This window comes from Pseudomonas sp. GW821-FHT07F05 (assembly GCF_059418765.1).
Genome location: NZ_JBWKQL010000010.1, coordinates 66,792 through 80,033, shown reverse-complemented (window position 1 = coordinate 80,033; position 13,242 = coordinate 66,792). Strand labels below are relative to the sequence as shown.

General features: G+C 61.2%; 12 protein-coding genes. 1 reads left to right on the top strand and 11 read right to left on the bottom strand.

All coding sequences use genetic code 11. The annotated features are described in order from the left end of the window. Positions 1-36: 36 nt before the first annotated feature. The 10 genes from AC07RO_RS19685 to AC07RO_RS19640 all read right to left on the bottom strand — a co-directional run bounded on the left by AC07RO_RS19685 (position 37) and on the right by AC07RO_RS19640 (position 10,987). Entirely contained in the window at positions 37-1,863 is a 1,827-nt protein-coding gene (locus AC07RO_RS19685; RefSeq protein WP_495086858.1) for a S9 family peptidase, read from the bottom strand. Further along, positions 1,829-3,016, bottom strand: a complete 1,188-nt coding sequence (gene pqqE, locus AC07RO_RS19680) for a pyrroloquinoline quinone biosynthesis protein PqqE (RefSeq protein ID WP_495086857.1) — start codon at positions 3,014-3,016, stop codon at positions 1,829-1,831. Before pqqE ends, AC07RO_RS19685 begins: the two co-directional genes overlap by 35 nt. Beyond that, complete coding sequence (gene pqqD, locus AC07RO_RS19675) at positions 2,988-3,263, bottom strand: pyrroloquinoline quinone biosynthesis peptide chaperone PqqD (RefSeq protein ID WP_463584490.1); 276 nt, start codon at positions 3,261-3,263, stop codon at positions 2,988-2,990. The genes pqqE and pqqD overlap by 29 nt, the downstream gene beginning before the upstream one ends. After that, a complete protein-coding gene (gene pqqC / locus AC07RO_RS19670) occupies positions 3,260-4,015 on the bottom strand; it encodes a pyrroloquinoline-quinone synthase PqqC (protein ID WP_495086856.1) in 756 nt (251 codons plus the stop codon). Before pqqC ends, pqqD begins: the two co-directional genes overlap by 4 nt. Before the next feature lie 139 nt (positions 4,016-4,154). Beyond that, the gene (pqqB, locus tag AC07RO_RS19665) at positions 4,155-5,066 is read right to left on the bottom strand and encodes a pyrroloquinoline quinone biosynthesis protein PqqB (protein ID WP_495086855.1); all 912 of its coding nucleotides are present in this window, start codon (positions 5,064-5,066) and stop codon (positions 4,155-4,157) included. A 93-nt stretch (positions 5,067-5,159) separates the two neighbouring features. Then, positions 5,160-5,231, bottom strand: coding sequence for a pyrroloquinoline quinone precursor peptide PqqA (gene pqqA / locus AC07RO_RS19660; protein ID WP_008365141.1), 72 nt, complete (start codon positions 5,229-5,231; stop codon positions 5,160-5,162). A 188-nt stretch (positions 5,232-5,419) separates the two neighbouring features. Beyond that, entirely contained in the window at positions 5,420-7,783 is a 2,364-nt protein-coding gene (pqqF, locus tag AC07RO_RS19655; RefSeq protein ID WP_495086854.1) for a pyrroloquinoline quinone biosynthesis protein PqqF, read from the bottom strand. A 94-nt stretch (positions 7,784-7,877) separates the two neighbouring features. After that, the gene (locus AC07RO_RS19650) at positions 7,878-8,678 is read right to left on the bottom strand and encodes a carbon-nitrogen hydrolase family protein (RefSeq protein ID WP_495086853.1); all 801 of its coding nucleotides are present in this window, start codon (positions 8,676-8,678) and stop codon (positions 7,878-7,880) included. 10 nt (positions 8,679-8,688) lie between these two features. Next, a complete protein-coding gene (locus AC07RO_RS19645; protein ID WP_495086852.1) occupies positions 8,689-10,383 on the bottom strand; it encodes a flavin monoamine oxidase family protein in 1,695 nt (564 codons plus the stop codon). A 142-nt stretch (positions 10,384-10,525) separates the two neighbouring features. Further along, positions 10,526-10,987 carry an Lrp/AsnC family transcriptional regulator gene (locus AC07RO_RS19640; protein WP_237251543.1) on the bottom strand — a complete coding sequence of 154 codons (462 nt, stop codon included), beginning with the start codon at positions 10,985-10,987 and terminating at the stop codon, positions 10,526-10,528. A 248-nt stretch (positions 10,988-11,235) separates the two neighbouring features. Between AC07RO_RS19640 and ppk2 the strand changes: the two genes are divergently transcribed. Further along, positions 11,236-12,147: a polyphosphate kinase 2 gene (gene ppk2 / locus AC07RO_RS19635; RefSeq protein WP_192173122.1), complete on the top strand. Its 912-nt coding sequence runs from the start codon at positions 11,236-11,238 to the stop codon at positions 12,145-12,147. Between the two features lie 36 nt (positions 12,148-12,183). Here ppk2 and AC07RO_RS19630 read toward each other — a convergent pair whose 3' ends face one another. Continuing rightward, positions 12,184-13,230, bottom strand: a complete 1,047-nt coding sequence (locus AC07RO_RS19630; RefSeq protein WP_495086851.1) for an FUSC family protein — start codon at positions 13,228-13,230, stop codon at positions 12,184-12,186. Positions 13,231-13,242: the final 12 nt, after the last annotated feature.

Genomic DNA, 13,242 nt, shown 5'->3' with positions numbered 1-13,242 from the left:
GTGCGTCAGTGGCTGACGCGCAAAACGTCTGACACCTCACCCATCAATCACCTTCCGGTAAAACGCCCATTCGGTTTCCAGTGCATGGGCCAGGTTGGCGGCTTTGCGGAAGCCGTGGCGTTCGTCGGGGTAGAAGTGCCCCTCCGCCGGTATGCCGTTTTCCAGTAACGCATTGAGCATGTCGCGGGTCTGGGCGGGGACGACCACGGCGTCGAGTTCGCCCTGGAAGAAGATCACCGGGACTTTGATCTGATTGGCATGCAGCAGCGGCGTGCGTTTCCGGTAGCGCCCCATGTCGACATCGGGGTCGCCGATCAGCCAGTCCAGGTAATCCGCTTCGAACTTGTGCGTGGCCTCCGCCAGTGCCAGCGGATCGCTCACCCCATACAGGCTTGCCCCTGCGCGGAACACATCCTTGAACGCCAGTGCGCACAGCGTCGTATAGCCACCTGCACTGCCCCCGCGAATGAATGCGTTTTCCGGATCGATCAGGCCCTGATTGCCCAGGTATTCAACCACTGCGCAGGCGTCTTCGACATCGACAACGCCCCATTCCAGAAACAGTGCCTGGCGATAGGCGCGGCCGTAACCGGTGCTGCCGCGATAGTTGAGGTCGGCGACGGCGAAGCCCCGCTGCGTCCAGAACTGAATGCGCGGGTCCAGTGCGGGGTAGCACGCGGAGGTCGGGCCGCCGTGGATAAACACCACCAGCGGCGGCTTGTCGTCGCCATTCATGGCCGGATAGAAATACCCGTGCGCTTCGCTGGAGCCGCTCGGATAACGCAGGGTTTGCGGCTGGCTGATGCGCTCAATGGGGAGCGGGCTCATGCCGCCGGCCAGCACCTGAACGCGCTTGTCAGCACGACTGATGACAATGACAGCAGAAGGGCTGACGGGGGACGCGGCGATGCAATAGACATAGTCCGAGTCCACCGCGAGGCTTCTGAAACGGCTGTAATCGCCGCTGAAATCGTCAACTGAACCCTGCGCCGAGCGCACGCCGAGCAGGCCTTTGCCGTCTTCGAACCAGGCGGCGAGGTACGCACCGTCGCCAAGCGGCGCCCAAGTTGACGCGCCCAGTTGCCACGGCGCCGACGCGTGGTCGGCAGGGGCGGCAGGAAGTGCTTCAAAACCATCCAGCGTCTCAACCCACGGCTGCCAGAAGCCGGCGCGGTCGGTCAGGCAATACAAGCGGCCAGTTTCATCAAAGCGGGGTTGCTGCAGGGATTCCAGCCCCAACCCGCCCGCGAGGCAGTGCGGCCTGCCCCATGAGAAGTCGGGCTGGCGTTCGACGCTCATCAGTCGCGAGGACGTCCAGGGCTGATGGGGCCGCCACCACTCGATCCACACCAGACGATTGCCATCCGGGCTGACGGAGGGCGACGCATAAAAGTCGGCACCTTCGGCCAGTACGTGGCGGCGGCCGTCGGAGACGTCGAATCCGACCAACCGATGAGTATCCTTATCCTCCTCAACCGCCAGAATCTGCCCACGCGCATAGCGGACATCTCCGAAGAGCTTGTCGCCTTGGGTCAGGGGTTGAGGCGTTTGGGAATCGAAGGGCTGGAGGTAAATCTGCTGGTCCGCTTCGTTGACGAACACCACGGCATCGTCAGTCAGGCAGAACGAACCGCCGCCGTATTCATACACCCGGCTGCGCACGCTGAAACCCTCGGGGGTCAGGCAAGCAGTCGCGCCGTCGTGCCAGCGCCAGATGCGCGTCGCGGCATCCTGCGGGCGGAATTCACTCCAGAAAAGCCCCGCAGGGCTGACGCTGAGTTCGGCGAAATCGGTGCCTGCCGCCACAGCCTGGGCGGCAGAAAGAAGGTCAGGACTTGGCGATGAGGCGTGAGTTTCGTTCATTGCGGAAGGCCAGTTGCTCGATGGTCTGGCTAGCATACTCGGCTTCATCACGGGCCTGGGTGATCAAGTGATGCTGCGGCGACTTGCTGCACACCGGGTCCGTGTTGCTCGCATCGCCGGTGAGCATGAATGCCTGACAACGGCAGCCGCCGAAGTCCTTTTCCTTCTCGTCGCAGGAGCGGCAAGGCTCTGGCATCCACTCGTAACCGCGAAAGCGATTGAAGCCGAACGACTCGTACCAGATGTGCTGCATGGTGTGATCGCGCACGTTGGGAAACTGGATCGGCATCTGCCGTGCGCCATGGCACGGCAGGGCAGTGCCATCCGGCGTCACGGTCAGGAACAGATTGCCCCAGCCGTTCATGCACGCTTTTGGGCGCTCTTCGTAGTAATCGGGGGTGACGAAGATCAGCTTCACCGGGTGGTTTTCCGCGGCGAGCTTGACCCGGTATTCGTTGGTGATGCGTTCGGCGCGCACAAGTTGATCTTTGGTCGGCAGCAAGCCCACACGATTCAGGTGCGCCCAGCCGTAGAACTGACAGGTCGCCAGCTCCACGAAGTCAGCTTCCAGCGCCACACAAAGCTCGATGATCTTGTCGATCTTGTCGATGTTATGCCGGTGGGTCACGAAGTTGAGGACCATCGGATAGCCATGCTTTTTCACGGCGCGGGCCATTTCCAGCTTCTGCGCAAAGGCTTTCTTCGAGCCGGCGAGCATGTTGTTCACTTGCTCGTCGCTGGCCTGGAAGCTGATCTGGATGTGGTCCAGCCCGGCTTCCTTGAAGTCGATGATCTTCTGCTCGGTCAGGCCGATGCCGGAGGTGATCAGGTTGGTGTAGAAGCCCAGCCGCCGCGCTTCGGCGATCAGCTCGGCCAGGTCCTGACGCACCAGCGGCTCGCCGCCCGAGAAGCCGATCTGGGCTGCGCCCATTTGCCGGGCTTCAGCCATGACTTTGAACCACTGCTCGGTGCTCAACTCTTCGCCCTGCTTGGCAAAATCCAGCGGGTTGGAGCAATACGGGCATTGCAACGGGCAGCGATAGGTCAGCTCGGCGAGCAGCCACAATGGCAGCCCGACCGGGGGCGTGGGCGGAATGTAGACATCGGACTGAGTATTCACTGAGTCAGGCAAATTCGATCCAGAGCTCTGCACGGGCGACCTCCATGAATTGCTCGACGTCGGTGCCGAGTTCGGGGACGCCGGGGAATTTTTCGTCGAGCAACGCAATGATGGCGTCGACGCTGCGCTGACCGTCAATCAGGCCACCGATCGCGCTCGCGCTTTCATTGAGCTTGATCATGCCCTCGGGGTAGAGCAGCACGTAACCGTTTTGCGCCGGCTCGAACTGGAAACGATAACCGCGGCGCCAGCTGGGCACCTGTTCGCGATTGAAGCTCATAGGGCGATTCCTTTGTGCCAGACGCGTTGGTCGGTCACGCTGTGATAGGGCGGGCGGTTCAGCTCATACGCCATGCTCATGGCATCGAGCATGCTCCACAAAATGTCGAGTTTGAACTGCAGAATTTCCAGCATGCGCTGCTGGCCTTCCCGCGTGGTGTAGTGCTGCAGCGTGATCGCCAGACCATGCTCGACGTCGCGGCGGGCCTGACCCAGGCGGGTGCGGAAGTATTCGTAGCCGGTCGGGTCGATCCACGGGTAGTGCTGCGGCCAGCTGTCCAGGCGCGACTGATGGATCTGCGGCGCAAACAGCTCGGTCAGCGAACTGCTCGCTGCTTCCTGCCAGTTGGCGCGGCGGGCGAAGTTCACGTAGGCGTCGACGGCAAATCGTACGCCGGGCAGGACGAGTTCCTGCGAGCGCAACTGGTCAGGGTCCAGTCCCACGGCCTGACCCAGACGCAGCCAGGCTTCAATGCCACCGTCTTCACCGGGGGCGCCGTCATGATCCAGCAAGCGCTGTATCCACTCGCGGCGGATTTCCCGGTCCGGGCAGTTGGCCAGGATCGCAGCGTCCTTCAGCGGGATATTCACCTGATAGTAGAACCGGTTGGCGACCCAGCCCTGAATCTGCCCGCGGGTCGCGCGCCCTTCGTACATCCCCACATGGAAAGGGTGATAGATGTGGTAATACGCGCCCTTGGCGCGCAGGGCCTGTTCGAATTCAGCGGGGGACAGCGGCGTTGCATCGTTCATGTCGGCAGTTCTCGTCAAGAATTTCCGCAGATCCCGTGGGCGTGAGCTGCTCACGAAGGCGATCTACCTGTGCCTCATCGGCTGGCTGACCTGACACCTTCATGAGCAAACTCACCCTACAGTCGGTTATTCAGCATTCTTAAAGCTCGATGCTCATCCCGTCGAATGCCACTTCGACGTTCCGCCGCGCCAGTTCGGCGCGCTCGGGCGAGTCTTCGTCGAGGATAGGGTTGGTGTTGTTGATGTGGATAAGCACCTTGCGCTGTTGCGGCAGCTTTTCCAGCACTTCGAGCATGCCGCCGGGGCCGTTTTGCGCAAGATGACCCATCTCTGTCCCGGTGCGGGTGCCGACGCCACGGCGCTGCATTTCATCGTCATCCCACATCGTGCCGTCGACCAACAGGCAGTCGGCGGCCCTCATCTTCTCCATGAGGGCGTCATCGACTTTGCCCAGGCCCGGCGCGTAGAACAGTTTGCCGCCCGTGCTCAGGTCCTCGACCATCAAGCCGATGTTGTCGCCCGGGTGCGGGTCGAATCGGTGTGGCGAGTAGGGCGGTGCCGCGCTACGCAGTGGAAATGGCGTGAAGCGCAGGTTCGGGCAGGCCGGAATGACAAAGCTGCCTTCCAGCTCGATGCGATTCCAAGTCAAGCCGCCATTCCAGTGGGTGAGCATGTTGAACAGCGGGAAACCCGTGCTCAGATCCTCATGAACCATGTCCGTGCACCAGACTTGATGCGGGCAGCCCTCACGCAGGCTCAGCAAACCTGTGGTGTGGTCGATCTGGCTGTCCATCAGAATGATCGCGCTGATCCCGGTATCGCGCAGGCCACGATTGGGTTGCATCGGGGCAAAACCCTGGAGCTGGGCGCGGATGTCGGGAGAGGCGTTGCACAAGATCCAGTTCACACCGTCGTCCGACAGCGCGATGGACGACTGGGTGCGCGCGTGCGCCCGCAAGCTGCCGTCGCGAAAGCCTGCGCAATTGACGCAGTTGCAGTTCCACTGAGGGAAACCGCCGCCGGCGGCGGAACCGAGAATCTGGATGTGCATGTAAACCCCGTAGCGACGGGCCAGGCCGGCCCTGAATCAGAATCGCGTTAATAAAAAAGCCCCGGCGAACCGAGGCTTCTCACCGCGCAACAATCAACGGCTTGCGAAGTACATGGTGACTTCAAAGCCGATACGCAGATCAGTGTAAGCAGGTTTAGTCCACATAATTGACTCCTTCTGGGTTAGTGCAGCGGTGGGTGAGTACATTCGTTAGTGCTCCTGCGAGCGGAGACGTTCAAATGCTTAGGGGGCTATGTTACTAAAATTATCGAACAGCCAATGATGAAATATCCGATAAAGATCCTTGCACAATGGGCAATGATCAGCTGGTTGTGGCCTGCGGTCGGGGCGGGCTAGAGGGCGTTAGGGCGGTTCGATAGGCAGAGTCTGGGGCTGTCGGGCTGGGCCAGCCGATGAGCGGTTTCGAGCAGAGCGGCTTGCTGAAGATGTGCAAGGGAATGTTGCAGGCAGGCGTTGTAGTCGCTGCCGTGCCCTGCCAGATGCGCTTGCCAGAGCAGATCGGCGGCTTGCAGATGCTCCATGTCAGCCGTTTCGAGTTGATCCCGCAGGATTTTTACCTGCCCGGGTAAGTCTGCGGCGTTAATCATTGTCGGCAGACTCTTGATGAACGTCTCAATGTGCGCAACGAGTTGCTCCGCGCTCGCGCCGGGCGATTGCACGCCGAACAGCAGACCGCCCTGGCCAGCGATCTGTCGGAAACCACTGAAAACGGCGTAACCCAACTGCAACTCGACCCTTAGGCGCTGGTAGAACGGAGCCTGCATCAGCTGTGCGAAGAGTCGCCACGTGGCTTCGTCGTCAAGGGAGTGGGAGGGCGTTGGGTAGAAGATCAGCAGCGCAGTTTCGGAAGATTCTGACGGTTCGATTGCCCACCGTGTGCCTGTGGCCCGAGGTGCTGTGAGTGCTGAATGCTCCGGGAGACCGGGGATGAGCCGAGCGGCGTGACTCAACAACTGTTGCGCTGAGGGTGTGAAACCCGTGGCAAACCCTGTCCAACCAGCCTCAGCCCACGCGCGCTGCAGATTGTCGGTCTGATGTGTGATTGGGTTGTTCAAATAATGATCAGGCAACGTCTTTAACAGCTGACGGATCGGGATAACGGCCGGTTCATTAGCTGGCGCACCGTAGCGCGCCAAGGTCTGAGCATCCGGCTTGCCGAGCAAAAGCAGAGCCTGCTCCAGCACGGCGGGCAGCGGTTGCGCCAGGCCTGAGACTTTCAACTGCCAGAATCTGCCGTAGGCACTGAATGCCAGCGTGACCCCCGCTTGACAGGCTTGGGCCGTTAGCGGTTTCAGGCTTTCACCCAACATCCGTGCAAGCGTTGGTTGCGCCGTGGCAAACGCCCATCGCAGGTACAGTGCGGCTTCGCCGTTTTCTGGCAGCGCGTCGCTGAATGTCAGCGCGGGCAGCGGCACGGTCGGCGCCGTGGCCGGCGTTGTCTGGTTCAAAAATGGATTGGGGTCGGGCAGCCGCCAATGGACGGTTGAGGCGTCGTACGCCGGAGATTCGGCTTGCGCCTGCAACAGCGCGTCTGGTGTGAGCTGGCTGAGCAGTGCGTCGACCGCATCTACCGACAGGCCCGCCGCATTAGCTTCCGCGCTGAAATACCGCGCCAGCGAAAGTGCGCCGCTGACGGCCAGAAGCCGCTGTTCCAGTCGCGCGTATTCTCCGAGCAACGGGCGGTAATGGGATTTGAAAAAGGCGAGCCAGCCGAACACCGTTGCTGATACGTGCGATGACGCGTCGGGTGTCTTCGCGGCCAATGCGACCTCAATGTCGATGACTGCCTGGCCGCCAAACTCATACATGACCTCGGCCTTCAGCGACTCAATCAAGCCTCGGTCACGCAGCTCCGCCACCAGCCCGCCCCCTTGCGCTTCATTCATCCAGGTGCAGAGAAACGCCGCGGCCTGTTCTTGCCCTGCCGGTAAGCCTTCGCATGCGAACGTCAGATGCATCCGACGCTGATCAGCCTCGCCGATTGGCTTCGGTGCATCAGTGAGCAGCGCAGGCGCTTGCTGTTGCTCAACCCGAAGACCTTGAGCGAAACACCCGCCAGACTGCGTGGCCAATTGTTCCAGTTCATCCAGCGACTGAGGCCCCGCGAGGCTCAACGTCATCTGTCCGGCCTGATAGAACCGTCGGTAGAAATCCTGCAGCGCATGCTGGAATGCCTGACGGGGAACCGGAAGACTGAAGCGATTGCCGGCATGAAACCATCGAATCGGATGCAAGGCCGACAAGGGCTGCAGGCGCTTCAGCAGCTCACAAGAGGCATCGTCCCGCGACCAGGCGATGAATTCCGCGTGCAGCACCTCCCGTTCTCGCAGCTGATCGGCAATCGTCATACGGGGATGTGCGAGCATTTCGCACAGCCGCTCGAGACCGCCGGGGAACACGGCGCGCGGCAGTTCGAAGAAAAAGTCGGTGGTGCGCTCGCGTGTGCTGGCGTTCACTTGCCCGCCATGACGCTGCACGAACGCCATCAGCTTTTCGTCATCCTTAAAGCGCTCGGTACCGAGAAAAAACAAGTGCTCAAGAAAATGCGCCAGCCCCGGCCAGCGGGCCGAGACATCATGATTGCCTGCCGCCACCCGCAATGCCGCCGCGCAACGCTTCAAGCGTGGGGCCGAAACAAGCACCACGTTCAGGCCGTTGGGCAGGGTCAGGGATCGCTGGCTGATGGGGTTGGGCATGGCGCTTGTGAGGTTAGATGACTGAGCGGCCATGCTAGCGGATTACGGGCGTGCAGGTGTGGGACGTGCGCAGGGGCGGCGCAGGAGAATTACCTTACGGTTTACTCAGGCCGGAATAAAACCCCGGTCGGCGATCCTTGAAATACGTATTGATCGCCTGAGATTCGCTCATCGATTCACGGTCCAGATCCGCAATCACCAGCGCCTCATCCTGTCCAGCAAGACCGATTTGCCGGCCGTCCGGCGCGCAGATGCTGCTCAAACCGCAGTAATGGATCTCGCCCTCACTGCCGCAGTAATTGGCGTAAATCAGGTAGCACTGGTTCTCGAAGGCGCGGGCCCGCACGGTGACTTCCGCGACGAAATCGTACGGCGCCATGTTCGCGGTCGGTACCAGAATCAGGTCGGCGCCGGCCAGGGCCAGACGCCGCGTGTTCTCGGGAAACTCGACGTCGTAGCAGATCAAAAAGCCGAGTTTCCAGCCTCCGAATTCCACCACCGGAAAGTGCTCATCGCCCGCACTGAACATCGCGTTGTCCAAGTCGCCGTACAGATGGGTCTTACGGTAATTGCAGAGCTGCACACCTTGCGCGTCGATCAGCTGCACCGCGTTGTAAACCTGGCCGTCGGTGCTCAACTCCGGGTAGCCGTACAGAATCGCGACGCCCGTGGCCTGAGCGATCTCGGCAATCTTCAGCGCAGCCGGGCCGTTGCTTGCTTGCGCCAGCTCCCGCGCGGCCTGGGCGCCAATGTTGTACCCGCTGAGAAACATCTCCGGGAAGACCAGCAGCTTCGCCCCCTGCGCCGATGCTTCGATCGCCTGAGCTTCCAGGCGCATGAGGTTGGCGCTGACATCCAGCGGCAGCGGCGGGCATTGGTAGAAGGCGACGCGCATAGTGGCTTCCTTATTCCGGCAAAACGATCGGGCCGATCTCGTGGAACACGTCACCCGGGCCCGGGTTCTCGGCGTGAGTCTTGCCGCCGAAGTGGGTCATGATGCCCCACACCGCGTTCAGCGACGTCTGCACGGCGCCCTCGACCCAGGCGGGCGTCCAGGACACGTCGTCGCCGGCGATGAAAATGCCGCGTTGCTCGTCAGGCATGTCCTTCTGCATGAAGTGCGCGTACATCCGTTGGTTGTAGCGGTAGTGGCCCGGCAGCGCGCCTTTGAAAGCACCGAGGAAGTGTGGGTCGGATTCCCACGACACGGTGATCGGGTCTCCGATGACGCGTGCGGCGATATCGACCTTCGGGTAGATCTTTTTCAGCGCGCCGAGCGCCAGGCTGACGCGTTTTTCAACGGGGTGGGGCAGCATTTTCAGCGCGTCACTCATCCACGAGTAAGACAGGCAAATCACCCCCGGCTTCTCGACGCCGTTGGAATAGGTGCCGTTGTCGAATAGATAGGTGCCACGGGTCAGGCGGTCGGTCAGGGTCATGCTCATCAAGTCGCGGCCGGTCTCCGGGTCTTTGTCCTTCCAGAACGGCCGGTCCACCATGACGAAGGTTTTCGACGCCTGCATGTAACGCGTGCGGTCCAGTGCCATCCACATCTTCTGGGAAAACAGCGACTCTTCGCACTCGATCTGGGTGGTCAGCAACCAAGTCTGGCACGTCGCCAAAACCGCATCGTAATGGCGAACGTCACCCAGATTGTCCGTGACCGCGAACTGGCCGTTGGCGGCGCGGCTGATGCCTTTGAGGCCCGTGCGCGGGGCGCCTCGGTGCAGCGTCGACAGGCTGGTGCCTTCTGGCCAATGGGCGCAACGTTCAGGGGCGTGGCGCCAGATGCCGATAGGGACTTGCGCGACGCCGCCGACGATCAGGTGCTGGTGATCGTCGCAGTTGGTCATGACCACGCGGAAGATCTCCAGCATCGAGTTCGGGAAGTCCGAGTCCCAGCCACCGGTGCCGAAACCGACCTGCCCAAACACTTCGCGGTGATAGAACGACAGCTTGGCGAAGGCCTTGGACGTGGCAACGAAATCATAGAACGTGCGGTCGTCCCACAACGGCACCAATTTGTTCCATAGATCCTTGAGCCGAGGCACATCGCGGTCGCGGATGGCTTGCTGGATGTCGGCGAACTGCGAGCCGTCCTCCAGCGCGTCCGCCCAGGCGTCAGCCACTTCCTGAAACAGCGCAGGCAAGTCCGACAGTTTCTGTGCGTAGTGAGTGCTGCCTTCCAGATCAATCACTGTGCTGCCCGACGCGGCCGTCAGCGGGTTGGGGAAGGGCTTGGACTCCAGGCCGAGCTTGTCGACGTAGTGATAAAAAGCGGTGGAGGACACCGGGAAGCGCATGCCGCCCAGCTCGGCGATGATGCCTTCAGCGCCTTCGAATTGTTGCGAACGCAGGCGGCCGCCCATTTTGGAGGCTTCATAAACGACGGGTTTGAGACCCAGCTTCATCAGCTCATAAGCCGCGACCAGCCCGGCGATGCCTGCGCCGACAATCGCCACCTCTTTGCCGAGGTTTTCCGTAGGAATGCTACCAAGGCCAGCTGGGTGTTCAATCCAGTCGTCGAAGGCAAACGGGAAGTCCGGGCCGAAAATCGTGATCGGTTTCTTTCCGTTGGCGGGGTGGCGATTGTTCTTCATGACTGACCTTGTTCGACTGGGGCGCGAAAGTGAACAAGTCTAGATAACAGTTGGGACGTTAATAAGACGCAGAGTGCCGTCGTTGTGTCGAGAACCTCAGCAAAGTGACGGAGCTTTTCGTCATATTGTCGGAAATGGCGCGTCAGGACGGCTGGCCGCGATCAATCTTGCTGCTGAGGATGATCGACGTGGTGGTCTTCTCCACCCCGTCGACGCTGCCGATCAGATCAAGCATCTGATCCAGCTGCTCCGGCGAGTCCGTGCGCAGCCACGCCACGTAATCGAATTCGCCACTCACTGCGCACAACTGTTGCACCTGGGCGAGCGCACTCAGCCGCCGCAGCACTTCCTTGCCGGAGCGAGGCTGCACGGTGATGCCGACGTAAGCCTGCAGACCTCCATCCACCAGCCGCTGACCCAGTCGCACGCCGTAGCCGGTGATGACTTTGGCTTTTTCCAGGCGTGCCAGTCGCGAGGTCACGGTGGTGCGCGCGATGCCTAATTGCCGAGCCAGATTGGCGACCGGTTCCCGGGCATTGATTTGCAGCGCGGCGATCAGTTTGCGGTCGATGTCGTCGAGCGCTGGTGGGCGGGTGTCAGGCAAGGGCGGATCTCCTTCGGCAAGCGGGGCATGTTAGGAGATTCCGTAGGGGTTTGGGTGATATTCGAATGGCAAGGCGACGCGAAAGCCCAAGCATTCTGCGTTGATCGTCCACCAGAGATGGGCGTCAGAGAACCTGCGTCGGTCATGTAGGACTTTTACACGCTGTAAGGCTTTTGTCATTCTTCTGTCACCCCTGGCGTGCCTAAATTCTCCCCCACCCCCTTTGAATCCACGCCGGGAGCCTCGTCATGACTCTGGATTTCTCCGAAACCGCCCGCTACATCCAGGCCGATATCCTCGACAGCTTCGACGAAGAACTGGAAATGGAGTACGACGACGCGCGCCTGGATGGCCTGTTGGCTGACTTAGGTGAGGAGGTGCCCAAAGGGATTGATCGCCGCCTGTATTTCCGTGAGCTGCTGCGCCTGCAGGGCGAGCTGGTGAAACTGCAGGACTGGGTGGTGAGCCAGAAGCTCAAGGTGGTCGTGCTGTTCGAAGGCCGGGATGCGGCAGGCAAGGGCGGTGCGATCAAGCGCATCACTCAGCGGCTCAACCCGCGGGTCTGCCGTGTGGCTGCACTGACCGCGCCGAGTGAACGCGAGCGCACGCAGTGGTACTTCCAGCGCTACGTCGCGCACCTTCCTGCGGCTGGCGAAATGGTGCTGTTCGACCGCAGTTGGTACAACCGGGCCGGGGTCGAGCGGGTCATGGGCTTCTGCAATGACGAGGAGTACGAAGAGTTTTTCCGCACCGTGCCCGAGTTCGAAAAAATGCTGGTGCGCTCGGGCATCATCCTGATCAAGTACTGGTTCTCCATCACCGATGACGAGCAATACCGGCGCTTTCTGATGCGCATCCATGACCCGCTGAAACAGTGGAAGCTCTCGCCGATGGACCTCGAATCCCGTCGTCGCTGGGAGGCCTACACCAACGCGAAGGAAGAAATGCTCACGCGTTCCCACACTGACGTCGCGCCGTGGTGGATTGTCGAGGCCGACGACAAGAAACGCGCGCGCTTGAATTGCATTCACCACCTGCTGGAGCAAATCCCGCGCGGCGATACCGAAACGCCGCAAGTGGTGCTGCCGGAGCGCGAGTACAACGCCAATTACCTACGGGCACCGGTACCGCGTGAGATGGTTGTTCCGCCGGTTTATTGATCCTCCGCCGATATGTGATCACAGCGCTGGCAGGGTTCAGATCTTCCATGCCGGCGCTGTTTTCGCCAGTCGCTGTTGCAGGCTTTCGAGATTCTGCGTGAACTGGCGGGTCATCAGTTGATAACCGAGCACCTCGGTCGAGGCGGTTGGAACGTCGGGCCCGACGGTCAAACTCTCGGTTGGCCGCTGCAAACGCTCGGTCGCACCGGTCTGCAGCGCGCGGGCCATGCCGATCAGCATGCGACGAATGCGCCGTTGCTCCGCCGTCACGCCCGTGCTGCCAGCGTCTCCCGGACGCAGGTTCGACAGAATTTCGAGAATGCTCAGGCACATGCGGTAGTGGCTCTGAATAGCGTCCAGCTCAACGATCGAAATCTTCACTTCCTTGGACACCGAAGGCATCAGCGAACGCAGCTGCAACAATGTCGCGCCCATCCGTGCCGTCAGCTTCACGTGCTCATCTGCAGTGATCGACTGCCCGCTGGCGATGCGATCGTAAGCCAGCGCACAGTCCCGCAGGCCACTTGCCAGGTTGTAGCGCCACGAATACACGGCGTACAGCGGCAGCGCGAATGAGAACGCCAGGGCGAGGGCGATGCCGATCAGGATATCCACCGTCCGCCACAACCCGTCCGTGATCGGGTTATCACCGTGGCCCGCCACGATAAACAGGGTGATCGCCGATAGCAGCGCCGTGTAGCCGCCCTTGCCGATGGCGTGATACGCGAAGAAGCCGCAGATCAGCGACATGATCACGTACGTCAGCAACGGCATGCCCAGATAGCTTTCCTGCGCCACAATCGCCAGGCCCAGGGCCGCCCCTATCAACGTCCCGTAAGCCCGCTCTACCGACTTCTTGCCGATGTTGCCGTGGTGCTGCAACCCGCCAATCACGATCAGCATCGTCACCGACGCCCACTCACCGTGGGGCAAATTAATGCCGGTCGTCAGAAGAATCGACACCAGTAGTCCGACCACGATGCGACCGGCGTGAATGTAGCGGGCATGGCGATAGCGGCGGTATGGGTCCAGCAGTGGACGCAGGGCGCGGCGAAGCCAGGAGGGGAGAGAGGCTGAGTTCATGGGGTTACAGAC

Excerpts from the sequence above, each read along its gene's own strand:
- AC07RO_RS19685 (WP_495086858.1), bottom strand. The coding sequence starts at position 1,863 with ATGAACGAAACTCACGCCTCATCGCCAAGTCCTGACCTTCTTTCTGCC.
- pqqD (WP_463584490.1), bottom strand. The coding sequence starts at position 3,263 with ATGAGCTTCAATCGCGAACAGGTGCCCAGCTGGCGCCGCGGTTATCGT.
- pqqC (WP_495086856.1), bottom strand. The coding sequence starts at position 4,015 with ATGAACGATGCAACGCCGCTGTCCCCCGCTGAATTCGAACAGGCCCTG.
- pqqB (WP_495086855.1), bottom strand. The coding sequence starts at position 5,066 with ATGCACATCCAGATTCTCGGTTCCGCCGCCGGCGGCGGTTTCCCTCAG.
- pqqF (WP_495086854.1), bottom strand. The coding sequence starts at position 7,783 with ATGCCCAACCCCATCAGCCAGCGATCCCTGACCCTGCCCAACGGCCTG.
- AC07RO_RS19650 (WP_495086853.1), bottom strand. The coding sequence starts at position 8,678 with ATGCGCGTCGCCTTCTACCAATGCCCGCCGCTGCCGCTGGATGTCAGC.
- AC07RO_RS19645 (WP_495086852.1), bottom strand. The coding sequence starts at position 10,383 with ATGAAGAACAATCGCCACCCCGCCAACGGAAAGAAACCGATCACGATT.
- ppk2 (WP_192173122.1), top strand. The coding sequence starts at position 11,236 with ATGACTCTGGATTTCTCCGAAACCGCCCGCTACATCCAGGCCGATATC.
- AC07RO_RS19630 (WP_495086851.1), bottom strand. The coding sequence starts at position 13,230 with ATGAACTCAGCCTCTCTCCCCTCCTGGCTTCGCCGCGCCCTGCGTCCA.